Source organism: Pseudomonas sp. NFACC24-1 (assembly GCF_900115235.1).
Classification (GTDB): Bacteria; Pseudomonadota; Gammaproteobacteria; order Pseudomonadales; family Pseudomonadaceae; genus Aquipseudomonas; species Aquipseudomonas fluorescens_AA.
Map to the genome: position 1 here is coordinate 81,905 of NZ_FOVS01000020.1, position 24,815 is coordinate 106,719.

General features: G+C 61.7%; 23 protein-coding genes. 10 read left to right on the forward strand and 13 right to left on the reverse strand.

The genetic code is table 11. The features are described from left to right. Nucleotides 1–254 precede the first annotated feature (254 nt). Complete coding sequence (locus tag BM317_RS18935) at nucleotides 255–1,520, forward strand: Hsp70 family protein (protein ID WP_092171423.1); 1,266 nt, start codon at nucleotides 255–257, stop codon at nucleotides 1,518–1,520. An 89-nt stretch (nucleotides 1,521–1,609) separates the two neighbouring features. Here the strand turns inward: BM317_RS18935 and BM317_RS18940 are convergent, their stop codons facing one another. From BM317_RS18940 to BM317_RS18955, 4 genes are all read right to left on the reverse strand, one after another. After that, complete coding sequence (locus tag BM317_RS18940) at nucleotides 1,610–2,623, reverse strand: AI-2E family transporter (protein ID WP_092171427.1); 1,014 nt, start codon at nucleotides 2,621–2,623, stop codon at nucleotides 1,610–1,612. Between the two features lie 231 nt (nucleotides 2,624–2,854). Then, nucleotides 2,855–3,136, reverse strand: coding sequence for a PsiF family protein (locus BM317_RS18945; RefSeq protein WP_092147012.1), 282 nt, complete (start codon nucleotides 3,134–3,136; stop codon nucleotides 2,855–2,857). 198 nt (nucleotides 3,137–3,334) lie between these two features. Continuing rightward, nucleotides 3,335–4,225, reverse strand: a complete 891-nt coding sequence (locus BM317_RS18950; protein ID WP_092475664.1) for an esterase/lipase family protein — start codon at nucleotides 4,223–4,225, stop codon at nucleotides 3,335–3,337. A gap of 125 nt (nucleotides 4,226–4,350) precedes the next feature. Further along, a complete protein-coding gene (locus tag BM317_RS18955) occupies nucleotides 4,351–4,989 on the reverse strand; it encodes an FMN-dependent NADH-azoreductase (RefSeq protein WP_092475667.1) in 639 nt (212 codons plus the stop codon). A 136-nt stretch (nucleotides 4,990–5,125) separates the two neighbouring features. Between BM317_RS18955 and BM317_RS18960 the strand changes: the two genes are divergently transcribed. Both BM317_RS18960 and BM317_RS18965 read left to right on the forward strand, forming a co-directional pair. Continuing rightward, on the forward strand, nucleotides 5,126–6,046 hold the full coding sequence (locus tag BM317_RS18960) for a LysR substrate-binding domain-containing protein (RefSeq protein ID WP_092475671.1): 921 nt from the start codon (nucleotides 5,126–5,128) through the stop codon (nucleotides 6,044–6,046). A 143-nt stretch (nucleotides 6,047–6,189) separates the two neighbouring features. Then, nucleotides 6,190–6,720: a ferritin-like domain-containing protein gene (locus tag BM317_RS18965; RefSeq protein WP_092475674.1), complete on the forward strand. Its 531-nt coding sequence runs from the start codon at nucleotides 6,190–6,192 to the stop codon at nucleotides 6,718–6,720. A 130-nt stretch (nucleotides 6,721–6,850) separates the two neighbouring features. On the opposite strand, the gene BM317_RS18970 is transcribed toward BM317_RS18965, so the two are convergent. Beyond that, complete coding sequence (locus BM317_RS18970; protein ID WP_092171449.1) at nucleotides 6,851–8,926, reverse strand: AsmA family protein; 2,076 nt, start codon at nucleotides 8,924–8,926, stop codon at nucleotides 6,851–6,853. A 376-nt stretch (nucleotides 8,927–9,302) separates the two neighbouring features. Here BM317_RS18970 and BM317_RS18975 point away from each other — a divergent pair, with 376 nt between their 5' ends. From BM317_RS18975 to BM317_RS19005, 7 genes are all read left to right on the forward strand, one after another. Next, nucleotides 9,303–9,836 (forward strand): hypothetical protein, encoded by a 534-nt coding sequence (locus BM317_RS18975; protein ID WP_092475676.1) that lies wholly within the window; start codon nucleotides 9,303–9,305, stop codon nucleotides 9,834–9,836. Nucleotides 9,837–9,993: 157 nt separating this feature from the next. Continuing rightward, nucleotides 9,994–10,626, forward strand: coding sequence for a TetR family transcriptional regulator (locus BM317_RS18980; protein WP_060739390.1), 633 nt, complete (start codon nucleotides 9,994–9,996; stop codon nucleotides 10,624–10,626). A gap of 208 nt (nucleotides 10,627–10,834) precedes the next feature. Further along, nucleotides 10,835–11,335, forward strand: coding sequence for an urease accessory protein UreE (gene ureE, locus BM317_RS18985; RefSeq protein WP_072411994.1), 501 nt, complete (start codon nucleotides 10,835–10,837; stop codon nucleotides 11,333–11,335). After that, a complete protein-coding gene (locus BM317_RS18990) occupies nucleotides 11,332–12,006 on the forward strand; it encodes an urease accessory protein UreF (protein ID WP_092175900.1) in 675 nt (224 codons plus the stop codon). The genes ureE and BM317_RS18990 overlap by 4 nt, the downstream gene beginning before the upstream one ends. A 9-nt stretch (nucleotides 12,007–12,015) precedes the next feature. Beyond that, the gene (ureG, locus tag BM317_RS18995; protein WP_060739393.1) at nucleotides 12,016–12,630 is read left to right on the forward strand and encodes an urease accessory protein UreG; all 615 of its coding nucleotides are present in this window, start codon (nucleotides 12,016–12,018) and stop codon (nucleotides 12,628–12,630) included. Nucleotides 12,631–12,660: 30 nt separating this feature from the next. Further along, nucleotides 12,661–13,233, forward strand: coding sequence for a HupE/UreJ family protein (locus BM317_RS19000; RefSeq protein WP_092475679.1), 573 nt, complete (start codon nucleotides 12,661–12,663; stop codon nucleotides 13,231–13,233). A gap of 184 nt (nucleotides 13,234–13,417) precedes the next feature. Continuing rightward, the gene (locus BM317_RS19005) at nucleotides 13,418–14,551 is read left to right on the forward strand and encodes an AGE family epimerase/isomerase (RefSeq protein ID WP_092475681.1); all 1,134 of its coding nucleotides are present in this window, start codon (nucleotides 13,418–13,420) and stop codon (nucleotides 14,549–14,551) included. A 130-nt stretch (nucleotides 14,552–14,681) separates the two neighbouring features. Here BM317_RS19005 and BM317_RS19010 read toward each other — a convergent pair whose 3' ends face one another. From BM317_RS19010 to BM317_RS19050, 8 genes are all read right to left on the reverse strand, one after another. Next, nucleotides 14,682–15,446, reverse strand: coding sequence for an SDR family oxidoreductase (locus BM317_RS19010; RefSeq protein ID WP_072412002.1), 765 nt, complete (start codon nucleotides 15,444–15,446; stop codon nucleotides 14,682–14,684). Between the two features lie 849 nt (nucleotides 15,447–16,295). Then, a complete protein-coding gene (locus tag BM317_RS19020) occupies nucleotides 16,296–17,012 on the reverse strand; it encodes an ABC transporter ATP-binding protein (RefSeq protein ID WP_092175888.1) in 717 nt (238 codons plus the stop codon). Further along, on the reverse strand, nucleotides 17,009–17,881 hold the full coding sequence (locus BM317_RS19025) for an ABC transporter ATP-binding protein (RefSeq protein ID WP_025211573.1): 873 nt from the start codon (nucleotides 17,879–17,881) through the stop codon (nucleotides 17,009–17,011). Before BM317_RS19025 ends, BM317_RS19020 begins: the two co-directional genes overlap by 4 nt. After that, entirely contained in the window at nucleotides 17,878–19,161 is a 1,284-nt protein-coding gene (livM, locus tag BM317_RS19030; RefSeq protein ID WP_092175883.1) for a high-affinity branched-chain amino acid ABC transporter permease LivM, read from the reverse strand. The genes BM317_RS19025 and livM overlap by 4 nt, the downstream gene beginning before the upstream one ends. 3 nt (nucleotides 19,162–19,164) lie before the next feature. Beyond that, nucleotides 19,165–20,079, reverse strand: coding sequence for an ABC transporter permease subunit (locus BM317_RS19035; RefSeq protein ID WP_092175879.1), 915 nt, complete (start codon nucleotides 20,077–20,079; stop codon nucleotides 19,165–19,167). Nucleotides 20,080–20,303: 224 nt separating this feature from the next. Beyond that, complete coding sequence (locus BM317_RS19040; protein ID WP_092175876.1) at nucleotides 20,304–21,437, reverse strand: branched-chain amino acid ABC transporter substrate-binding protein; 1,134 nt, start codon at nucleotides 21,435–21,437, stop codon at nucleotides 20,304–20,306. A 370-nt stretch (nucleotides 21,438–21,807) separates the two neighbouring features. Further along, complete coding sequence (locus tag BM317_RS19045) at nucleotides 21,808–23,091, reverse strand: L-pipecolate oxidase (RefSeq protein ID WP_092175872.1); 1,284 nt, start codon at nucleotides 23,089–23,091, stop codon at nucleotides 21,808–21,810. Nucleotides 23,092–23,247: 156 nt separating this feature from the next. Beyond that, complete coding sequence (locus tag BM317_RS19050; protein WP_072412016.1) at nucleotides 23,248–24,738, reverse strand: L-piperidine-6-carboxylate dehydrogenase; 1,491 nt, start codon at nucleotides 24,736–24,738, stop codon at nucleotides 23,248–23,250. Between the last annotated feature and the right edge of the window lie 77 nt (nucleotides 24,739–24,815).

The following is a 24,815-nucleotide window of genomic DNA, read 5'->3' on the forward strand; positions in this document are numbered from 1 at the left end:
AGCATGCTCGTGATACAAGTCCTGGGGTTTGACCGATCTCAAGGTTTGTGACCGGGCAGTGCAGCAGAAGTTTATCGGCAGTCGGTGGCGGTTCTTGTACCGCCTTGTGGCTACCAGGCTCATGCCAGCAAGTTTGGGGGTATAAGGGCGTCTTTCAAGGCCTGTGATTGCGAATTAACAGATAACCGGCCTTCGAATCCGCGCCGCACTGACATACACTGCGCGGCCGTTTTTTCAACTGGAACCCGAAACACATGAAAAACGCATCCCCGGCCCGTGCCTGCGGCATCGACTTTGGCACGTCCAACTCCACCGTCGGCTGGCTGCGCCCCGGCATGGAAACGTTGATCGCGCTGGAGGACGACAAGATCACCCTGCCCTCGGTGGTCTTTTTCAATCTCGAGGAACGCCGCCCGGTGTATGGCCGCCTGGCCCTGCACGAATACCTGGAAGGCTACGAAGGCCGGCTGATGCGCTCGCTCAAGAGCTTGCTGGGCTCCAAGCTGATCAAGCACGACACCAGCGTGTTGGGCACGGCCATGCCGTTCAAGGACTTGCTCGGGCTGTTCATCGGCCAGTTGAAGAAACGCGCCGAAGCCACCGCCGGTCGGGAATTCGAAGAAGTGGTACTGGGGCGCCCGGTGTTTTTCGTCGATGACGATGAAATGGCCGACCAGGAAGCGGAAAACACCCTGGTGGACGTCGCCCGCGCCATCGGCTTCAAGGAAGTTTCGTTCCAGTACGAGCCCATCGCGGCGGCCTTCGATTATGAATCGACCATCGAGAAAGAAGAGCTGGTGCTGATCGTCGACATCGGCGGCGGTACTTCGGACTTCTCCCTGGTGCGCCTCTCCCCCGAGCGCCGTACCCACGACAACCGCCACGCCGACATCCTCGCCACCGGTGGCGTGCACATCGGCGGGACCGATTTCGACAAGCAACTTTCCCTGGCCGGCCTGATGCCGCTGTTCGGCTACGGCAGCCGCATGAAAAGCGGCGCCTACATGCCCACCAGCCATCACATGAACCTGGCGACCTGGCACACCATCAACGCGGTGTACTCGCAAAAGTCCACCCTGGCCCTGGGCAGCATGCGCTACGACATCGAAGACACCGGCGGCATCGACCGGCTGTTCAAGTTGATCGAACAGCGCGCCGGGCATTGGCTGGCGATGGAAGTGGAAGAAACCAAGATCGAGCTGACCCACACCGACCAGCGTCATTTGCTCCTGGACCGGATCGAGCCGGGCCTGAGCGTGGAACTGAGCCGAGCGTTGTTCGAGTCGGCCATCGACGGCTTGCTGGAGCGGGTGCGCGGCAGCGTCACGCAGTTGCTGGGCGATGCCGACGTGCGGGTCGATCAGGTCGACACGGTGTTCTTCACCGGCGGTTCCAGCGGCATCCCGGCGCTGCGCAACAGCGTCTCGGCGATGCTGCCCCAGGCGCGGCATGTGGAAGGCAATATCTTCGGCAGTATTGGCAGCGGGCTGGCGATCGAGGCGATGAAGCGGTATGGGTGAGAAGCAGCTTCAAGCTTCAAGCTTCAAGCGGCAAGTGAAAGCAGGTTGGCTTCTACTTGTAGCTTGCAGCTGGAAACTTGCCGCTGCTCCTAAACCATCCCCACCTGCTTCAACTCACTCTTGAGATACGCATAATAAATCGGCCCCGCCACCACTCCCGGCAACCCGAACGCGGCTTCGAACACCAGCATCGCCATGAGCAGCTCCCAGGACTTGGCGCTGATCTGCCCGCCGACGATACGGGCATTGAGGAAGTACTCAAGCTTGTGGATCACGATCAGGTAACCCAGCGCGGCAACCGCCACCCAGATCGACAACGACAAGGCGACGATGGTGATCAGGGTGTTGGACATCAGGTTGCCAATGACCGGCAGCAACCCCAGCAGGAACGTCATCACGATCAGAGTCTTGGTCAACGGTAGATGGATGCCGAACAACGGCAGCACCACCGCCAGGAAAATCCCGGTGAAGAAAGTGTTGAGCAGGGAAATCTTGATCTGGGCGAAGACGATGTTGCGAAACGCCTTGACCAACAGGTTCAGGCGATCGAACAGCGCCGCGGCCAGGGGCTTGCGCTTGGTCAGGTCGGGAATGCGCTGCAGGGCAACGATAGCCCCCAGCACCATGCCGATCAGCAACGTCACAAACATGTGGGCCGCGTCCTTGCCCACCAGTTGCAGGTCGCTCAGGTGCTTGCTCACCCAGTCACCAATCGCCACCCGGAACTCGGCGGCGCTGGCCGGCAGGTAGGCGTCGATGAACGGCGGCAATTGCCCACGGGCGCGGTCGACCACCGCCATGAACTTGTCCAGGGAGGCCCCGGGGTTTTCCGCTTCATGGAGCAGGAAACTGAAGGCTCCGGCGAAGATCAGCGTCAGCACACTGACCACCAGCGTGCCCAGCAATGCCACCGCCAGCCAGCGGGCGCGGCGGCCTTCGATCAGGCGCTGCAACTGCGGGGTGAGCATGTTGACCAGCTCGAACACCAACAGCCCGGCCAGCAGGCTCGGCAACAGGCGCAGCGGCAGCACCAGCAACAACCCACCAAAAATGATCACCCAACTGATCACCAACAACACATGACGCTGAGAAAACGTTGGCATACAGCCTCAGGACAAAACGGCGTGAAAGGATCGGCAGTCTGCCAGCGATCCACCAACAGCACTAGACATTGTATCGGCCGATCCTGGACAGGGTTCAGGTGTTTTTTTTGCGGTACTGTGCCGCCCCCATCGCGAGCAAGCTCGCTCCCACCACGAACCGGGCAACACAAATCCACGGTGGGAGCGAGCTTGCTCGCGATAGGGCATCAAAGGTTGAAGAAAACCCAGCCGTTATTTTTTCTTCAGGCACTCACTCATGAACGCCTTGCGGGCATCACCCTTCAGGGCCTGGGTGGTGGCCGTGGCGTTACAAGTCTTCATGCGTTCCTGCGGGGTGCTCGGCGCAGCCTTGAGGCAGGTGCTCATGAACGCCTTGCGCTCGTCGCCCTTGAGGGCCTTGGCAGTGGCGTCGGCGTTGCAGGTGGTCATCTTGGTCTGCTGCGCCGTCTCGGCGAAGCCCTGGGAACACAGCAGCAAACCGATCATTAATAAAGGCACACGAAGCATCTTCATGGGGTTTCTCCTGGCTGCCGCATGAGGGTACGGCGATGAGGTGCAGTGTAGACAACGCCTGTTACACCTTCATCCGTTGGATCTCCTGTGCCGGGTCTATCGCCATCGCGAGCAAGCTCGCTCCCACAATGGGCCGAGCGCTGCAAATCCCTGTGGGAGCGAGCTTGCTCGCGATGGCGGACAACTCGATCCGAAACCCTACACCCCGGCGGCCTTCAACCGCTGCGCATGCTCGACAAACAACCGGACCGGCTCGGCCCCCTTGCCCACCAGCCCCAGCGACTGGTTGACGATGTCGAAGTGGTCCAGCGGATAGTCATCGCCGATGACCGTGCCCAGGTGTGAGCTGTAGCGGCCGACCAAACCGTCACACTGCCCCGCTTCCCTGACAAAGGTGCGGGCAAACAAACGGCAAGTGCGGTTGGTGCCGTCGAACAGATTGCGCCCTTTATCGGTCTTGCCCGGCTGCAAGGTGCCGGACCACGAGTAATAGCGCACACCATTGACCTCTTCCGGCCCGTGGCCACCCCAGGTAACCGGCAGGCCCTGTGAATAACCTTGATTGAACAGCGCCACCCCGGCGGTGGTCAGGGAGGCGTGGGAAGCATGGATGTCCACTGGCAGTTTCGGCCCGCGATAGCCGGTGTCCAGCAGGCTCATCAGGGCGTTGATCAGGCACAGCACGGCACTGAGCACACGCCCCTTGGCACTGTCGGCCGGGTAGTGGGCCTGCAAGTAATCGGCCAGTTCGGAGCCATGGTTGGGGCCGGCCACCGACGTGACCGACGCCACCAGGTCCGGGCGTTTGGCGGCGGCATAACGGGCGGTGAGGCTGCCCTGGCTGTGGCCGATCAGGTTGACCTTCTGCGCACCGGTTTGCCGCAGGATGTCATCGATCAATGCCAGCAACTGCTCGCCACGTACCTCGGACGAATGCAACGGCGACACCTTCACCGCCACCGCCACGGCCCCACCGCGACGCAACGCCGAGACGATCCCATACCAATACGGATACAGCACCAGGCGTATGAACCCGAACATGCCCGGGACCAGTACCAGCGGGTAACGAGTGGCGCAACGTTGCGACATGGCGACATCCTTGTGATCAAGAGGTGATCAGCATCGGTACCGATGATGACCCGTCTATGACACCCGTGTCACTTCAAGTACGTGCAGGCGTCCATGGCGAGGGCGCTTGCACCCGCTGGGCCGCTTCAAAAGGTCCGCGCCAGCGCGAGCAGACGCTCCTCGGCCTCGGCACAAGACAACGCAAAACTGCGCTCGGCCGACTCCTCGCCTTCGGCCGCCACCACCGTCACATCGGTGATGCCGATAAACCCCAGCACGGTGCGCAACAGCGTGTCGGCGTGGTTCATGCTCTCCAACGGGCCGCCGGGGCCAAAACCGAAATCGCCGCGGCTGGTCACGATCAGCGCTTTCTTGCCCAACACCAGCGGCTCGTAGTGCGACACGCCGTTGTCCAGGCTGTGGTTGAACGTCAACCCGATGCGCACGATCTGGTCGATCCAGGCCTTCACGCCGCTGGGCACGCTGAAGTTGTGCATGGGCGCAGAGATCACCAGTCGGTCATGGGCTTGCAGCTCCTCGACCAAGGCATCGCTCAGGGCCAGGTCCGCTTGCATGATCAACGGTCGAGCCTGGGGCTCGGGGTAGAACGCCGCGGCGATAAAGGCTTCGTTGACCGGCGCAATCACCGTGCGTCCGACTTCACGACGGGTCACGTGGGGTTGTGGATGGGCGGCCTGCCACGCCGAGACAAAGGTCTCGGCCAGGCGCCGGGAATGAGAACGCTCGCCCCGAGGACTACCATGCACTACAAGAATCTTGCTCATCTGAATCTCCTTTCATGCGGCTACAATTAACATTGCTTGTGCCTTGCAGCTTGAAGCTCAGAGCTGTCTTCAGACAAATGAGCGCTAGTTCATCTGGATGAATTAATTTCATCCATTGCACTCCAGGAGAATTCAAATGTTCGCCAACCTGCCGCTCAACGCATTGCGCGCCTTCGAGTCCGCCGCGCGGCTGCTCAGTTTCAAGGCGGCCGCGGCGGAGTTGTCGGTGACGCCGACGGCGGTCTCCCACCAGATTCGAGCGCTGGAGAGCTGGCTGGGGCTGATACTGTTCGACCGCCTGCCACGCCAGGTACGCCTCACCGAAGGTGGGCAACGCTTGTTCCACAGCCTGCACGGGGCCTTGCTGGAGGTGGCGCAAAGCGTCGACACCCTGCGCCCGCAACGCAGCAACACCCACCTGACCCTGTCCACCACCGCCGCGTTTGCCGCCCTGTGGCTGGTGCCTCGCCTGGGACGCTTTTATGCGCGCCACCCGAACATCAATGTGCGCCTGGACACCCATTGCGAAGTGATCGACCTGCACCAGGACGCCAGCGTCGACCTGGTGGTGCGCTACAGCCTGGAGGCTTACCCGAACCTGTACGGCATGTGCCTGTTCGATGAAAGCTTCGGGGTCTACGGCTCACCTGAACAAGTGGCCCTGGCAGCCCGGCAGCCGCCGACGCTGATCAGCGTGCGCTGGTACAACTCCAAACTCTACGCCCATGGCTGGGATGCCTGGTGCGCCCAGGCTGGGGAAACCTGGCTCACCCGACAGCCGTGCATGCGCGAGTACGACGAGGAGCATTACGCCTTGCAAGCGGCAATCGCCGGGCAGGGCCTGGTGTTGGCGAGTAATATCCTGGCGTCGGAAAGCATCGCCAGCGGGTTGCTGGTGGGCTATCGCCCGGACGTCCAGGTCAACGGCGCCAGCTACAGCGCCCTGTGCGTCCCGGGCCGTGAACGCCATCCGCCGGTGCGGGCATTTTTCCAGTGGCTGGGAGAGGAAGCGCGGCTGTCCGGATTTCCGTCGGTGCTTGCGATGTCGCAGGCGTAGGAGCTGCCGAAGGCTGCGCCTCCCCATGGGAGTTGCACTGACACATTTCATTAAACTTTTTGCCTCGTTCCTCACTCCACCTAAGAAGTGATCGCGCCAGCAGAGCGTGACGCTCCAACCGGATCAGCCTCCAGGAGAACGAGATGAGCGACATGCACTTATCCGATGTAACCACCCTGCGCGAACGTGCACGGCAGAACGTGCAGAACGGCGCGGTGACCGAGGGCTACGGCGCCGATCGGCAGGAAGTCATCCGCCTGCTCAACGAAGCGCTGGCCACCGAACTGGTCTGCGTGCTGCGCTACAAGCGTCACTACTTCATGGCCACCGGCCTCAAGGCCAGCGTGGCGGCCAGTGAGTTCCTCGAACACGCGAACCAGGAAGCCGAACACGCCGACAAACTCGCCGAGCGCATCGTGCAGTTGGGGGGCGAGCCGGAGTTCAACCCCGACCTGTTGACCCACAATTCCCACGCACAGTACGTCGCGGGCAACACCCTCAAGGAAATGGTGTACGAGGACCTGGTGGCCGAACGGATCGCCATCGACAGCTACCGGGAAATCATCCAGTACATCGGCGAAAAAGACCCGACCACCCGGCGCATCTTCGAAGACATCCTGGCTCAGGAAGAAGAACACGCCGATGATATGGCCGACATCCTGGCCGATCTGTAATAGCCTTCGGGGCCCCAATCGCGAGCACGCTCGCTCCCACATTTTGACCGCATTCTTTCAGACGGAATGCGGTCCCCTGTGGGAGCGAGCTTGCTCGCGATGAGGCCAGCCACCTCACCGCACAACCGGGCTACCGGGTAGGCTTGACCGTCACCGGCGCCTTGCCCGCCTTCATCTGCTCCAGCAGCGGCGCGCACTGGTTCGGCTCACCACCACTGGGCGCCACCAGCGCCAGCAACCCGGCCGCCGGCGCGGCGATCACGCCCAACGCCACCATCCCGGCACCGCGCAGCATCAGGGGCACGGCCTTGACGCCAGCGGCGGGCTTGGCGAACGGGCCGCGCACGTACAACGGCGAGCGCAGGGAAATCAGACGCCAGCCCTTGGACTCGGGGGTGACGGTCAGGTCCAGTTGTTCGCTCGCCATGTTCGCCGTGCCATCGATGTAGATGATCGCGTTCTCCGTGTCGAACACGAACAGGCGCGTGGTCGCCAGGCCCGTCTTGATGTCGAAGTCCGCCGCCGCGCAGTTGATCTTCACTTCTTTGTCGCCAAAGATTTTTCCCACCACGTAGTTGCCGACGTTCAGTCCTGCCAGTTCCATCAATTCCCGACTGATGGCGCCATCGTTGATGAGCATTTTCAGCGTGCCATTGGCCGTGCCCAGCAGTGCCGCCACAGAATTGCCGCGCCCCGCGATGTCAGCATCGCCGTTCAATTCGCCGAAACTGGTTTTCATCGGTTCAAAACCGGGGAACAGTTGCTTGAGCTTGAACCCCCGCGCCGTCAGCTTCGCCTGGCCTTCAAGGGGCTGGGTGTGCCCGTTGAGGCGGATCTGCGCATCGAGGCGGCCACCGGCCACGCCGAAGCGCAAGGGTTCCAGGCTCAACTGCCCATCATTGAGCACCAGGTGGGTATAAAGATCGCTGAACGGCAACTGCTCGCTGTGAACGATGCGCTTGCCGGTGAACTCCACATCGGCGTCCATCACGCTCCAGCGCTCGGTGCGAAACTCTTCCACGGGCAAGACCTTGTCGGCTGGCTGTTTGCTGGCGCCGCCCCGGGCCTTTTGCTCGGCATTGGAGTCCGCACCGATCAGCGGTGCCAGGTCGCTGAACAGCAGTTGATTGGAGACCAGCGCACCACTGAGTTTCGGCCGCGGTTGGCTGGCGACATAGGCCAGGTCGCCATGGATATCGCTGTCGCCGATCTTGCCGTTGAACGCCTCGTAGCGGAACAGCGCCCCACCCGGCTCATGAAGCTTGGCAATCAAGCGGCCATCGGTGGCGTAAGGTGGCGAATCCGGCAAGGTCACGCCGGTCAGCGGGTAAAGATGAGCGAGGCTTTTGCCAGCCAGTTTCAGGCGCAAATCCAGCGCCCCGAGGTTCAGCGGGTCGGTGAGGGTGCCAGCCAGTTCGACGCGAGTGTCGCCGATCTTCGCCTGGGCCTGGAGCGGAAAGGGTTGTGACGCATCCTGCAAGGCCAGCAAGCCACCGACCTTGCCGGAGCCCGTCAGGTTTTGCCCGTGATACTGCCCGTTGACCTTGAAGGCAAACGCGTAGTCCTGCGGCGTCGCGCCTTGGTCCTGGGCTTTTTTGGCGGCCTTGTCGCCCACAATCTCACTGAACGGAATGGGTTTGCCCAACGGATCGATCAACAGGTCCAGGCGGGTCTTGAGTGTCTGATCGTCGAGGGTGACATGGCCCTTGTCGAAGCCGATGGCGCCAATGTCCACCACCCAGCTGGACGGCTCGGCGTCCGGGTCCTTAGGGTCGAACTGGAAGGTCCAGTTGGCGCGACCGTCCGCCAGGCGTTGCAGGTTGGCGTTAGGCTCCGTCAGGTCGATGCGCGGAATCGCCACTCGCCGGGCCAGCAAGGCCAAGGGCGAAACGCGTAGCTCGACACGCTTGAGCGTGACCATTTGCGGGGTTTTCGACCAGTCCGGGTTACCCAGGCTCAAGTCTTCGGCCACCACATGGGGCCACGGCAACCAGGCGCGCCAGCCACCTTCCTCCGGTTCGCGCTGCCAGACCACCGCCAGGTTGCCGTTGATGGCGAAAGGCCGATGCAACTCCTCGGAAACCTTGGCATTGAGTGGGGGCTTGATGCGGTTCCAGTCGAAGAAAGCGAGGACCAGAACCAGCACCGCCAGCAGGACAATAAGGCTGGCAAAGCTCCAGGCGAGGATTTTCGAGGTGCGCGTCATGCACAAAACTCCTGATGACAAGTCAGCGTCCGCTACCGCGACGCCTTGGGAAACACGAACCTGTAGACGGTTCGCCATGAAGCGTTGGACTGGTAGAACCGCCAACAGGTGCCGATGAACGGCACAAAAAATCCCGGGATCCTGACCGAACAGCCAAAAAACCGTTACCGCGGCCGCCCATTTGCGAGGCAGTGATGGGTACAAAATACCCACTGCGGTGCAAAACAACACCTCGGAAACGCCCGTTCTAGAGCCTTCGCCCCGAACAATCAATTCTGTTGATTATTACCATTGCGTTTATGAACTTTTATATCGACTTATCGAGAGTAGCATTGCCCTCGTACCCACTTTATCGCCCTCCCAAGGAGCAACGATCATGAAACGCCAATTACTGATGAGCCTGTCCCTTTCACTGCTGGCCTCTACCGCCTTCGCGCTGCCAGCCTCCGAACAAGCCACGCCACAGGTCAAGGACAGCCATTCTGTCTACAGCCAGACTGTGGCCGAAGGTGGCCGTGATCGTCTGGAACAAAAAGGTCTGGTTGAAGACGGTTATGACCGCACCAAGCAAAGCGATACCGTTGCAGCTGATGGCTCCGACCGCACCCCAGGCCAAACCTTGGCAGCCGACGGCTCCGACCGCACCCCAGGCCAGACCTTGGCAGCCGACGGCTCCGACCGCACCCCAGGCCAAACCTTGGCAGCTGACGGCTCCGACCGCACCCCAGGCCAAACCTTGGCAGCTGACGGCTCCGACCGCACCCCAGGCCAGACCTTGGCAGCCGACGGTTCCGACCGCACCCCAGGCCAGACCCTCGCCGAAGACGGTTCTTCTCGCACTAAAATGGGCGATACCGTGGCCGAAGGCGGTGGTGATCGCGTGATCGAACGCAACAGCGCAGTGAGCTGAGCCCATGGTGGCCCAGAAAAAAGCCCGATTCCTGCAATCGGGCTTTTGACTTTTCAAACCCCTCGTTTTTCCCGCCCGCCCCCTCTCTACCGTTCGACGTCGGCAAAGCCGATTTGCTAGAGTGCGTCGCTCCCGTGAATCAGAAGTCAGCCTTGCGATGCTGCCCCGCGCCGAACAGAAACAACAGACCCGAATTGCCCTGATGGACGCAGCCCGTCATTTGATGGAGTGCGGCCGGGGCTTCGGCAGCCTGAGCCTGCGGGAAGTCGCCCGGACGGCAGGCATCGTGCCCACCGGGTTCTACCGGCACTTCGAGGACATGGACCAACTGGGCCTGGCATTGGTCAGCGAAGTCGGCCAAACCTTCCGCGAGACCATCCGCCTGGTACGCCACAACGAGTTCGTCATGGGCGGCATTATCGATGCGTCGGTGCGGATCTTTCTCGATGTGGTGCAAGCCAATCGATCCCAATTCCTGTTCCTGGCCCGCGAGCAATACGGCGGCTCCCTGCCCGTGCGCCAGGCCATCGCCCAATTGCGCGAAGGCATCAGCTCGGACCTGGCCGCCGACCTGGCCTTGATGCCCAAGCTGCAGCACCTGGACCTGGCCGCCCTGGGCGTGATGGCCGACCTCATCGTCAAGAGCGTGTTCGCCACCCTGCCGGACATCATCGACCCTCCGGCCCAAGCCCTCCCCGAACACCTCACGCCCCAGGCGAAGATTACCCAGCAACTGCGGTTCATCTTCATTGGCCTCAAGCATTGGCAAGGGTTGGGCAGTACCGAATAGCTGTCGGCACGCCTCCTTTGTGGGAGCAAGCCCGCTCCCACAGATTCTTTGCGCCAGCCGCGAAATGGTGCACAACACCCCGCAGTGCACCAATATGGCACGCAATCCGCCCCATCCTGAAACGCCATCCCAGCTATTTCCTACACCTTCTTCGATTGGCAAGCCCCTTGCTCTAAACACAGCACCGTTCATTGCTGGAAGCACTCCGATGCTGGTGATTCACCGCAGAATCGACACTCAACCGCACTGGGACGCCGAGCTGCACCTGACCTTCGACGCCCGCAGTAAAAGCCGCCTGCGCTGTTTCAGTGCCGAAGGTGAAGACGTGGGGTTGTTCCTGGAACGAGGCCAGCCACCGCTGTACGACGGCGAATGCCTGCAGGCCGAAGACGGGCGCATCGTGCGCGTCTGCGCCCGCGCCGAACAATTGCTGCACGTCACCTGCGCCAACGCCTTCGAACTGACCCGTGCCGCCTATCATCTGGGCAATCGCCACGTGGCCCTGCAAGTGGGCGATGGCTGGCTGCGCCTGCTGGACGACTACGTGCTCAAGGCGATGCTCGAGCAACTGGGCGCCAGCGTCGAATCCATCGAAGCCCCGTTCCAGCCAGAACACGGTGCCTATGGCGGCGGCCATCATCATTCCCGGCACGGCGACGAAGACTTCAACTACGCGCCGCGCCTGCATCAGTTTGGCGTGCGCACATGAACCCGGCCTGGGCGCTGCTGCGTCTGGCCAGCCCACAGCTGCCGATTGGCGGCTACAGCTATTCCCAGGGGCTGGAGATGGCGGTGGACAATGGCCAGGTGAAAAACCCCGACGACGCCCGGCGCTGGATCAGCGATCAATTGCTGCTGAACCTGGCACGCTTCGAAGCACCCTTGCTGCTGGCGCACTGCACCGCAGCCGCCGCTGACGATTGGGAGGCGCTGCTGCGACGTTGTGAAGAGCACCGCGCCAGCCGGGAAACCCGCGAGCTGTATCAGGAGAGCCGGCAGATGGGCTACTCGTTGCAGCAATTGCTCGCAGGCCTGCCGGAACTCGACCACGCCGCGCGAGGCTTTCTCGAACAGCGCAGCGAGCCGCACCTGGCGCTGGGCTGGGCCCTGGCCGCCCGCGCCTGGCAGATCGCCCCCCAGGACGCCCTCGCCGCCTGGCTGTGGAGTTGGCTGGAAAACCAACTGGCGGTGCTGATGAAAACCCTGCCCCTGGGCCAGCAAGCGGCCCAGCGCCTGACCAGCGAACTGCTGCCGCTGTTGCAACAGGCCCAGCACGACGCCTCGAACATCGACCCCGATCATTACGGCAGCGCCGCGTTTGGCCTGTCCCTGGCATGCATGGCCCATGAGCGCCAGTACAGCCGTCTGTTCCGTTCCTAGGAGACACACATGAATACACAACCTCTGCGCGTCGGTATCGGCGGCCCGGTGGGCTCCGGCAAGACCGCCCTGACCCTGGCCCTGTGCCTGGCTCTACGTGAACGCTACAACCTGGCGGTGGTCACCAATGACATCTACACCCGCGAAGACGCCGACTTCCTGGTGCGCAACGAGGCCCTGGCGCCGGAGCGGATCATCGGCGTGGAAACCGGCGGCTGCCCGCACACGGCGATTCGCGAAGATGCGTCGATCAACCTCGAAGCGGTGGACCAGTTGAACCGGCGCTTCCCGGGCCTGGACCTGATCCTGGTGGAATCGGGCGGCGACAACCTGTCGGCGACCTTCAGCCCGGAGCTGTCGGACCTGACGATCTATGTGATCGACGTCTCGGCCGGCGACAAGCTGCCGCGCAAGGGTGGGCCGGGCATTTGCAAATCCGACCTGCTGGTCATCAACAAAATCGACCTGGCCCCCCTGGTGGGCGCGTCCCTGGAGATGATGGACAGCGACACCCGGCGGATGCGCAACGGCAAGCCTTTCGTGTTCAGCAACCAGAAGACCGGCCAAGGCCTGGACGACATCATCGCCTTCATCGAGCGCCAGGGTCTGCTGAGCGCTGCCTGATTTTTCGACTGACAACAAGGAAGCTTATCCATGACGTTCAAACGCATTCTCGGCGCACTCGCCCTGCTGTTGACCCCGGCCCTGGCCTTCGCTCACCCCGGCCACGGCGACAATGGCCTGATCGCCGGCCTCGGCCATCCCATCGGCGGGCTCGATCATTTGCTGGCGATGCTGGCAGTCGGTTTGTGGGCCGCGCAACAACAAGGCGCCGCGCGCTGGGCGCTGCCATGCACCTTCGTCGGTACGATGCTGCTTGGCGGCCTGCTGGGCTTTGAAGGTCTGGAGCTGCCGGCGCTGGAAAGCGGCATCGCCGCCTCGGTGCTCGCTCTGGGCCTGGCGGTGGCACTGGCGGCGCGTCCGCCGTTGAGCCTGGCGGTCGGTGCAACCGCCCTGTTTGCGCTGTTCCATGGCGTGGCCCATGGCTTGGAACTGCCGGACATGTCGAGCCCATGGGCCTATGCGGCAGGCTTCGTCGCGGCCACGGCGGTGCTGCATGGCGCAGGTTTTGCGCTGGTGCGGGTGTTGCCGCAAGCGGCGGCGCCATTGGTCAGGTTGGCCGGGGCGGCTTCAGCGGGGGCTGGGGTTTGGTTGTTGGCGGGTTGACTTTCTAGCGCCTTCAAAGCCCCCTTCGCGAGCAAGCCCGCTCCCACATTTGATCGGTGTACACCGCACCTAATGTGGGAGCGGGCTTGCTCGCGAAGGCAGCCTGACAGGCACCCCATCTCCCACGGCCTGCCACTCTGCTACCATGTCGCGCAATCGCCCCCAGCCGTGACGACTTCCGCCGATGCCTGATGTTTCCCGCCCCGCTCCCCAGCCTGAATTGATCGCCCTGTTCGCAACAGTGCGTCAGCATTTTCACGACGTGATCGTGCCGATGTGGCAAGGCCCGGGTTGGAATGCCGAACTGGCGCTGCCCTATGAATCCCTGGATGCCGGACATGCGCCGCTGCCACCCCAGCGCTACCGCGCCATGGCCTGTGCGCGGCAGTTGTATCTGTTCGCCAGCCTGATTGGCGAAGTCCCCCAGGCCGAGGAGCGAGCCAGTGCCCTGTTCCGCTCGCTGCAACGGCATTTCCACGATGCCGAACACGGCGGCTGGTTCTACAGCATCGACCCCCATGGCGCGCCGCTGGACACCGGCAAAGACCTCTACACCCACGCCTTTATCCTGTTCGCCTGCGCCCATTACTGGGACAAGGTCCGCGAACCGCTGGTGGAGTCGGTGCTCAACGCCAGCCTGGAAGTCATCGCCCAACGCTTTGCCAGCGCAGACGGGCTTTACGAAGCCAGCCTCAAGCGCGATTGGTCAACGACCGGATCCGGCCCGTTGCAAAACCCCTTGATGCACCTGGCCGAAGCTTTCCTCGCCACGCTTTCGGTCCGCGAAGACGCCAATGTCCGTCAAGCATTGCTGAGTTTGTGCGACGGGATGTCCAAGCATTTCATCGAGCCGCAGCAACGGGTCATGATGGAAAAGCCGCTCAAGGCTGTGGATAACTGGTTCGAGCCGGGGCATCAGTTCGAGTGGTATTACTTGCTGGCCTCATCGCCGTTGTTACGCAACGGCAAGCTGCACACCGCCCTGGAGCGCAGCTTCGACCATACCGAGCAACGCGGCGTCGATCCGGAATCCGGCGCCGTGTGCGCGATGCTGGACCAGGAACCACAAGCAAGCCCGCGCGATGCCACCCAACGCATCTGGGCTCAGGCCGAGTACCTGCGGGCACTGACATTACGCCCTGGCAACCAGGGGGTGTTACTGCGTCAATTACAGGCGCTGCAGCAGCATTTCCTGCATGCCAGGGGCTGGAACGAATGCCTGGACGCCAATGGCATCGTCAGCCGTCGGGACATGCCGTCCACCACGCCGTATCACCTGCTGACCTGCTATCGCGGGCTGGCCGATTACTTGGTGTAACGCCTCTGTGGCGAGGGGATTTATCCCCGCTGGGCTGCGCAGCAGCCCTAAAAAGATAGATCATGGGCTCAGGTCTTAGGGGAGCTACGCTCCCCAACGGGGATAAATCCCCTCACCACAGTCTCTCCCGCTACGCCTTGTTGCGCTCGATGGCAAACCCGGCCCAGGTCTGGCTCACCGGCATCAGCTCCAGGCTGTTGATGTTGATGTGCGCCGGTGTGTTGAGCACCCAGAAAATCGTATCGGCGATGTCTTGTGGCTGGATCGGCTCGGCGCCGGCATACGTCGCGTTGTAGCGCTCCTGGTCACCACCGAAGCGCACCAGGGAGAACTCGCTCTCGCACAGGCCCGGCTCGATGTTGCTCACCCGCACGCCCGTGCCTTGCAGGTCGCAACGCAGGTTCAGGGAGAACTGTTTGACGAACGCCTTGCTCGCGCCATACACGTGGCTGCCCGGATACGGGTAGTTGCCGGCGATGGAACCCAGGTTGACGATCCCGGCTCCACGGCCGTGGGCGATCAGGCGCGGCAACAGCAGGCGCGTGCTGTAGATCAGCCCTTTGACATTGGTGTCGACCATGGTGTCCCAATCATCGAGGTCGCACTTGGGGGCCGGGTCGACGCCCAAGGCCAGGCCGGCATTGTTGATCAGCCCGCGCAGCTTGGCGAAGGATGGCGGCAGGTTGGCGATGGCCTCTTCCATGGCCTTGCGATCACGCACATCCAGGACCAGGCCATGGACTTCCGTCTGCTTCGACAACTCGGCACACAGGGCATTGAGGCGCTCTTCACGACGACCGGTCAGCACCAGTTTCCAACCGGCCTCGGCAAACCGACGGGCACAGGCTTCACCAAAACCGGACGTCGCGCCGGTGATAAACAGGGTGTCAGACATCGTGTTCTCCTTGTTTGAACTCAAAAGCCATTGAATGGAAATCGGCCCACAGCATGCCCGGCCTGGCACGCCAGGAGCAAGGCTTGCGCATGAGCTTTTGACCCACGACTGCTCATAAAACAACCAATCCACGCCAAGCCTTTCCCAACAAGGCCCGCAGCCGGTTGCTCGCACCTTATCCACAGGCACGTCCACAGTAATCGGGGGCAAGTGCAAATCCCGCAAGCCGCGGTGCATAAGGCTTTTCGAGGTATTTGGAAAATTTTTTCGCTTGACCCTGCAAGAGAGGTTGTGCAGCGCAAGTTATCTGCTATAAGCCAGCGCAAAATAGGCGATGGCTCCAAGCCAGTAACGACGGCCCTCAGCGCGGTCTTTCCAGAGTTTAGTCACAGACTTATCCACAGGATTGCCCACCGCCTTTCGAGCCCATTCCAGCGCTCATAAAAGTGTTGACAACAGCCGCTCCCGCCTGACCAAAAACGCCTGATCAAAAAACGATCACAGCCCTGCAAGCCACGGATTCAAAGGCTTTCAGCCAGCTACTCCCACGTTACCCACAGCCAGCTCCACAGCAAACGGGGACAAGTCAAAACCGTGACAAAACAACTGTTTGCGGCGACTTTATGTCGCGGTTTCGCAGGGGCTCAGGATTGTTGTCCACAATTCTCCAAGCGATCAAAGTCCCTTGTGGGAGCGGACTTGCTCGCGAATGCGGTGGATCAGCCGGCATCGTGTTGATTGGCACACCGCATTCGCGAGCAAGCCCGCTCCCACAGGGAATGAGTGGTGCATTCGAGAGATAAAAAAAACCGGCGATCTCTCGCCGGTTTTTTCATTACAACAGCCGCCTCAATGCCCGCCCAGGTACGCGTTGCGCACTTCCTCGTTGGCGAGCAGTTCCTTGCCGGTGCCGGTCAGGCGGATTTCACCGTTGACCATCACATAGGCCCGGTCCGACAGCCTGAGGGCGTGGTTGGCGTTCTGTTCCACCAGGAAGATGGTCATCCCGGTAGACGCCAGTTCACGCAAGGTGGCGAAGATCTGTTTCACCACGATCGGCGCCAGCCCCAGGCTCGGCTCATCGAGCAGCAACAACTTCGGCCGGCTCATCAACGCCCGAGCGATGGCGAGCATTTGCTGCTCGCCGCCGGACATGGTCATGGCCCGCTGGTTACGCCGCTCCTTGAGCCTTGGGAACAGCTCGAACATGCGCTGCATGTCTTCACTGGCGTACTTGTCACCGATGGGAATGGTGCCCATCAGCAGGTTTTCCTCGACAGTCATGTCCGGGAATACCCGCCGCCCTTCCGGCGACTGCGCGATGCCGTGGGACGCGATGTAGTGCGACGACTTCTGGGTAATGTCCACACCCTGGTAGATGATCTGCCCGCCCGCCGCACGTGGCTGGCCGAAGATAGACATCAGCAGCGTGGACTTGCCGGCACCGTTGGAGCCGATCAGGCTCACGGTTTCACCTTCGCCAATGTGCATCGAGACTTTTTTCAGGGCCTGGATCGGCCCGTAGAACACGTCCAACTCCTTGAGCTCGAGGATAGGCCCACTCATACCAGTTCCTCTTCGTCGGCACCCAGGTAGGCCGCGATCACCTTCGGATCGTTGCGAATCGCCTCGGGACCGCCCTCGGCGATCACGTTGCCGTGGTCCAGCACCACGATGTGATCGGAAATGCTCATTACCATGCCCATGTCGTGTTCGATCAGCACCACGGTCAGATCATGCTCGTCGCGCAGCAGCCGGATCATCGCGCTCAGCGCTTCGGTTTCCTGAGGGTTGAGGCCGGCGGCCGGTTCGTCGAGGCAGATGATCTGCGGGCGCGTGCACATGGCCCGGGCGATTTCCAGGCGCCGTTGCTGACCGTAGGAAAGCTCCCCAGCGAGGCGGTTGGCGCAGTCCACCAGGTCCACCACCTCCAGCCAATAGAAGGCATGGTCCAGCGCATCGCTTTCGGCCTTGCGGTAACCCTTGGTGTTGAGGATGCCCGCCAGCAGGCTGCGGTTGACCCACATATGCTGGGCCACCAGCAGGTTTTCCAGTACCGACATCTCCTTGAACAGGCGGATGTTCTGGAAAGTCCGCGCCAGGCCGGCACGGTTCACCAGGTGAGTGCCGCCGAACATCTTGTAGTACATCCGGCTGGCGAAGGATGCCGGTGACACAAAGTCAGTCGGGCGAAACGCCTCACCCAGCAGCTTGATGACGTTGGTCCGCTCGCCGCGCACGTTGAGTTCGATCTTGCCGCCCGTGGCCTTGTAGAACCCGGTCAGGCAGTTGAACACCGTGGTCTTGCCCGCACCGTTGGGGCCGATCAGGGCGAAGATCGAATTGCGCTTGACCTGTAGGCTGACGTCGCTGAGGGCCTTGATCCCACCGAATTGCATCATCAGGTTTTCGACTGAGAGTACGACTTCGCTCATGGCGCTACTCCTTTACGCGGCGTCACACCGGTACGGCTGATGCGAATCAGGCCGCGGGGGCGCCAGATCATCATCAACACCATCAGTATGCCGAACAGCAGCACCCGGTATTCCGCAAAACCGCGCAGCAATTCCGGCGCCACGGTCAGCACGAAGGCCGCGATCACCACGCCGATGGTCGAGCCCATGCCGCCCAGCACCACGATGGCGAGGATCAGGGCCGATTCGAAGAAGGTGAACGATGTCGGATTGACGAAGCCTTGGTAAGTGGCGAAGAACACACCGGCCAGGCCGGCCGTCGAGGCCCCGATGGTGAACGCCGAGAGCTTGACCAATACGTGGTTCAGGCCCATCGAGCGGCAGGCGATTTCATCTTCGCGCAAGGCTTCCCAGGCGCGACCGACCGGCATGCGGGTCAGGCGATGCTTGATGTACAGCACGGCCAGCACGACGAGGAACAACACCGCGTAGATGAAGTAGTACTTCACGTCCGGGTTGTAGGCGATGCCGAAAAACTCATGGAAAGGTACGCCGCCATCCTTCGCCCTTTTACCCAACTCCAGACCGAAGAAAGTGGGCAACGGCGCCGCCATGCCATTCGGGCCGCCGGTCAGGGATAGCCAGTTATTGAGGACCAGCCGGATGATTTCACCAAAGCCCAGGGTCACGATCGCCAGGTAGTCACCGTGCAGGCGCAGCACCGGGAAGCCGAGGATGCAGCCGGCCAACCCCGCCGTGATCGCCGCCAGTGGCAGTACCGTCCAGAACCCCAGCCCCAGGTATTGATAACCGAGCGCCAGCCCATAGGCACCGATGGCATAGAACGCTACGTAACCCAGGTCGAGCAGGCCGGCCAGGCCGACGACAATGTTCAAGCCCAGGCCCAGCAGCACGTAGATCAGCCCTAGGATGACCACGCCCAGCAGGTACGAGTTGGAGAAAAACGGGAACACCACGGCAATGACGATCACCAGCGGGATGATCCAGCGCAGCCGGGTCTTGTAGTCAGGCGGCAGCACGTGCACCCCGGAGCCGGTGCTTTCGAAACCCTCGAGGATTTTCACGCCCTTGGGCGTTTGCAGGAACAGGCCCAAGGCAAAGCGGCCAGCCATGACGATGGCGACAATCCATGCCACACGGGTCGGTTGCAGGTTGAAGCCGTAGCCGTCCAGGACCACGCCAACAATCGGGCCGAACACAATCAAGGCGACAAGGCCGGCAAGAATCGCGTCAACCAGGCTTCTCTTGAGATCAATGGTTTTTTTAGTGGTTGATGACATCGCTTACACCTTCGACACAAGAGGACGGCCGAGCAGACCTTGAGGCCGAAAGACCAGAACGAGAACGAGCAGCGAGAAGCTGAAGACGTCCTTGTAGTCCGAATTGACCAGGCCGGAGAACAGCGACTCGGAGATCCCGAGAATGATCCCGCCGAGCATCGCGCCAGGCAGTGAGCCGATCCCGCCGAGTACCGCGGCGGTGAACGCCTTGATGCCGATGATGAAGCCGGCATAGAAGTCGAACGTGCCGTAGTTCATGGTGATCAGCACGCCGGCCAGGGCCGCCATCGCTGCACCAATGATGAATACGTAGGAAATCACACGGTCGGTGTTGATCCCCAGGATAGAGGCCATCTTGCGGTCTTGCTGGGTCGCGCGGCACATGCGGCCGAGCTTGGTGTACTTGATGACGTAGGTCAGCAAGGCCATCCCGGCAAACGCAGCGACGAGGATGAAGACCTTGGTGTAAGTCAGTTGCACGAACCCGGTGCCGACTTCGACACGCCAGGCTCCCGTCAGCAAGGTTGGAACCCCTTGTTGCTTCGCGCCCTGGGCGATCTGTGCATAGTTTTGCAGGATCAGCGAAATACCGATGGCGCTGATCAGCGGTGCCAGTCGGGTGGAGTTACGCAGAGGTTTATAGGCGACACGCTCGATGACCCAGCCATACACCGCCGTGACAATGATGGTGAAGACCAGGGTACCCAGCATCAGCAGAGGGAAGGATTCAATACCGAAGTATGCCAGCAGAGCCAGACTGATCGCCGCGAGGTACGCGGAGATCATGTAAACCTCGCCATGGGCGAAGTTGATCATGCCGATGATGCCATAGACCATTGTGTAGCCGATGGCGATCAGGCCATAGACCGACCCGAGGGTCAGGCCGTTGACCAGTTGCTGCAGGAAAATACCATCCATAACGCAATCTCACGCAGTGAGAACCTGCACACCCTTGAGTGTGCGGTTCTTCTAAGGAAAATACAGATTTACGTCGGAGCAATGTCAGTCAGAACACTACATCCCTTGTGGAAGCTGGCCTGGCAGCGATAGCGCACAGACATTCAACAAAGATGTCGCCTGTCAGTCCGCCATCGCGAGCAAGCTCGCTCCCACATGGAATCGGGGGATCTAGCCGATCGCGTTTACTTCTGTTTTTCCAACTGGTGGTATTTGCCGTCCTTGTCCCACTGGTAAACCACGTAGTCAGAGACCTTCAGGTCGCCCTTGGCGTCCCACTCTTTCTTGCCCATCACGGTCTGGACCGAGTTGGCCTTCAGCCATTTCGCCGCTGCTTCGCCATCATTCTTCTTGGCGCCATTGAACGCCGCCGCGAGGGTCTGGACCGAAGCGTAGGCATACAGGGTGTAGCCTTCCGGCTCAGTGCCCTTGGCGCGGAACGCATCCACTACAGCCTTGCTGTCTGGCAGCAGGCGCGGGTCGGCGCCGAAGGTCATCAGCACGCCGTCGACAAATTGCGGGCCGCCAGCGGTGGTGACCAGCTCGTCGGTCACGATTCCGTCGTCGGACATGAACTTGACGTCTTTCAGGCCTTGCTCACGCAACTGACGAACCAAGGGACCGGCTTCCGGGTGCAGGCCACCAAAGTAGACGACATCGGCGCCAGCGCCGCGGATCTTGGTGACAATGGTGCTGAAGTCTTTTTCACCACGGGTCAGGCCTTCGTACAGCACCGGCTTCACGCCACGCTTCTCGAGCTGGGCTTTGGTTGCATCCGCCAGGCCCTGGCCGTAGGTATCCTTGTCGTGCAGCACGACGACTTTCTTACCCTTGAGCACGTCGACGATGTAGTCGCCGGCAACGATGCCTTGCTGGTCGTCACGACCGCACATACGGAACATGGCACTCAAGCCGCGTTCGGTCACGGCAGGGTTGGTAGAACCCGGAGTGATCGCAATGATGCCTGCTTCGTCGTAGATCTCGGAGGCCGGGATGGTCGACGAGGAGCAGAAGTGACCGACTACGCCCGCCACTTTCTGGTTGGTCAGGTCCTTGGCTACCGTAACGGCCTGTTTCGGTTCGCAGGCGTCGTCGCCCTTGACCAGCAGGATTTTTTCCCCGTTCACGCCGCCCTTGGCATTGATCTCGTCTGCCGCGGCCTGTGCACCCTTCATGTACTGTTCGCCAAATGCCGCGTTGGCGCCTGTCATGGGACCCGCTACGCCGATCTTGATGTCGGCCTGAGCAAACGCAGAAACACCCAGCGCAGCTGCCACTGCGAGGGCCAGGAAACCTTTCTTGTAAAACGTCTGGGACATGAGGTGGTGCTCCAAGGTTTTTTTTAGTTGGCACTGCGACTTCATTTCACTGAAAAGCTCAGAGCAAGGGCCGTGCCATCGGTTTTTTATTCTGAAAAAAGTCGCTGCTTTATTGTTATTTCGACTGTTTCGGGCCCTTTTTCATGGGGCGTGCAACCGTCTAAACCGCACAAGGTGCAACCTTTTATTCAAACGGGTAAAACCCTCCATGAGCCATCATTGCAACCATCGCGCGAAACGGCGTGCAACCACTGTGTAACAACCCACGTCACCGAACTGCACACTGTCGGTGCGCGACTGCTACAACCCGCACCATAACAGGCTAGACGCTACGCCGGAAAACGCGGCTTCCGGCAACAATTTTCAACACTCAAATGACGATCCGCAGGCACTGGCCCGCGTGATACAGCGAAAAGCCCGCTTCATACAGGCAACTGCGCAATCCCACCCCGACCAGCGGCTGCATGGGGGCGAATGGAATCGGCAGGGCCTGGGCATTGCCGTGACACAGATAATCGGCGAACGCCTTGCCGACCACCGTACCGGTGGTCACGCCCCGGCCGTTGTAGCCAGTCACGGCCACCAGCCCGGGAGCGGGTTCGAACAGGCGCATCAAGTGATCGGGGGTGAAGGCGATGCAACCAGTCCAGGTGCACTCCCACTCCACCGGCTTGAGATAAGGAAAGTAGTGTTGCTGTACCCGGTCGGCCCAAGCCTTGAGGAACCAGGTCGGCTTGCGGTTGCCGTTGCCCAGGCTGCCCAGCAGCAAACGACCGTCCTTGTCCCGGCGGATGCTGCTCAGCACCTGGCGGGTATCCCACGAGCCCTGCCCGCCCGGCAGAATGCGTTGGGCGGCCTCGTCGGCCAGCGGGACGGACGCGACCTGATAGTAATAACCCGGGAAGAAATTGCGCCGCAGCTCGGTCCAGTCACCCTCGGTATAGGCATTGGAGGCAATCACCACCTGCTCGGCCAGTACCGAACCCTGGGCGGTCTGCACCGACCAGCGCTGGCCTTGACGCTCCAGGCGCGTCACCGGCGAATGGTCGAACAACTGGCCTCCAAGGTCCGTGGCGGCCTTGGCCAACCCGCTGGTGTAGGCCATCGGATTGAGCGTGCCGGCGCGGCGGTCGAGCAATGCCGCGGCGATTTTCGAGGTGCCTGTCGCCTCGGCACAGGCCTGGCCGGTGAGCAACTCCACCGGGGCGCCACGGCGCTTCCATTGCGCTTCGCGACTGCGCAGGTCGGCTTCGCCCCGGGCGTTGTGGGCCATGTGCAAGGTGCCTTCGCGGCGCAGTTGGCAATCGATGTTGTACTTATCGATGAGGCTGAACACCAGGGCCGGCGCGGCTCCCAGCATACGGTTGAGCTGGCTGCCCACCGCCTCGCCGAATCCGGCCTCGATGTCATCCGGCGGGATCCATAGCCCGGCATTCACCAGGCCGACATTACGCCCCGATCCGCCATGCCCGGCCCGATGGGCTTCCAGCACAGCCACGCGCTTGCCTTGTTCGAGCAAGTGCACCGCCGCCGACAGCCCGGTGAACCCTGCGCCGATCACACAGACATCGACCGTGATTTCGCCGGTGAGGGCACTGTTTTCAGGCCTTTGCGGCGTCAGTTTTTCCCACAGACACTCTTCGCGTAACGGCATTGCCAGACTCCGAAAAAGAAACCCAACCACCACACATTCAATTGTGGGAGCGGGCTTGCTCGCGAAAGCGGACGTTCATACAACATCGATGTCGACTGATACACCGCCTTCGCGAGCAAGCCCGCTCCCACATGGGATCACCGCTTGGCTCAAGCCTCAGTCGAAGGTAATCCCCTGGGCCAACGGCAACTCCAGCGAGTAGTTCACGGTGTTGGTCTGGCGGCGCATGTAGCCGCGCCACGCATCGGAGCCGGATTCGCGACCGCCGCCGGTTTCTTTTTCGCCACCGAATGCGCCGCCGATTTCCGCGCCGCTCGGGCCGATGTTGACGTTGGCGATGCCGCAGTCGCTGCCCACGGCCGACATGAACTGCTCGGCTTCACGTACGTCGGTGGTGAAGATGCAGGACGACAGGCCCTGGGGCACGGCATTGTTCAGGTGCAGGGCTTCGGCGAAGTCTTTGTAGCCGACCACGTACAGGATCGGTGCGAAGGTTTCGTGGCGCACCACATCACTCTGCTCGGGCATCTCGACGATGGCCGGCGAGACGTAATAGGCATTCGGGAACTGGTCTTCGAGCTGGCGCTTGCCCCCAAACACGCGCCCGCCTTCGCTCAGGGCCTGCTCCAGCGCGTCCTGCATGCCGTCGAAGCTGTGCTTGTCGATCAGTGGCCCGACCAGGTTGCCTTCCAGCGGATGACCGATGCGTACTTTCGAGTAGGCGGCCTTGAGGCGGGTGACGATTTCTTCCTTCACCGACTCGTGGGCGATCAGCCGGCGCAGGGTGGTGCAACGCTGGCCGGCGGTGCCGACGGCGCTGAACAGGATGGCGCGCACCGCCATGTCCAGGTCGGCGCTCGGCGCCAGGATCATGGCGTTGTTACCGCCCAGTTCGAGGATGCTGCGGGCGAAACGCGCGGCGACTTTCGGCGCCACTTCACGACCCATGCGGGTGCTGCCGGTGGCGCTGATCAAGGCCACGCGCGGATCATCCACCAGGGCTTCACCGGCATCGCGACCGCCGATGATCACCTGGCTCAGGTACGGTGGTGCGTCGCTGAAGTTCTTCAGCACGCGTTCGAACAACGCCTGGCACGCCAGGGCGGTGAGCGGGGTCTTTTCCGAGGGTTTCCAGATCACCGAGTTGCCACAGACCAGGGCCAGCGTGGTGTTCCAAGCCCAGACCGCGACGGGGAAGTTGAAGGCACTGATCACCCCGACCACACCCAGCGGATGCCAGGATTCACGCATGTGGTGGCCCGGACGCTCGGAGGCGATGGTCAGGCCGTACAACTGGCGGGACAGGCCGACGGCGAAGTCGCAGATGTCGATCATCTCTTGCACTTCACCCAGGCCTTCCTGAGTGATCTTGCCGGCTTCCCACGACACCAGCTCGCCGAGGTCGGCCTTGTATTCACGCAACAGATCGCCGAATTGACGCACCAGCTCGCCGCGACGCGGGGCCGGCACCTGGCGCCACAGGTCGAAGGCGTGCTCGGCACGGCTGACCTGCTGCTCGACTTCAGCGGCGCCTTCCCAGTTCACGGCGCCGATGCGGCTGCCATCGATAGGCGAATGCACCGGCTGTGTGCCGCCCTGATACAAGGCCGGATTGACGCCCAGACGATCAAGCAATGCAGCAACCATGGGGTAACTCCTCTAAACGAGCGATAAAAGATTGGCGGACGGACAATCGCCGTCCGCTCAGGCCTCTAGTTTTAGCT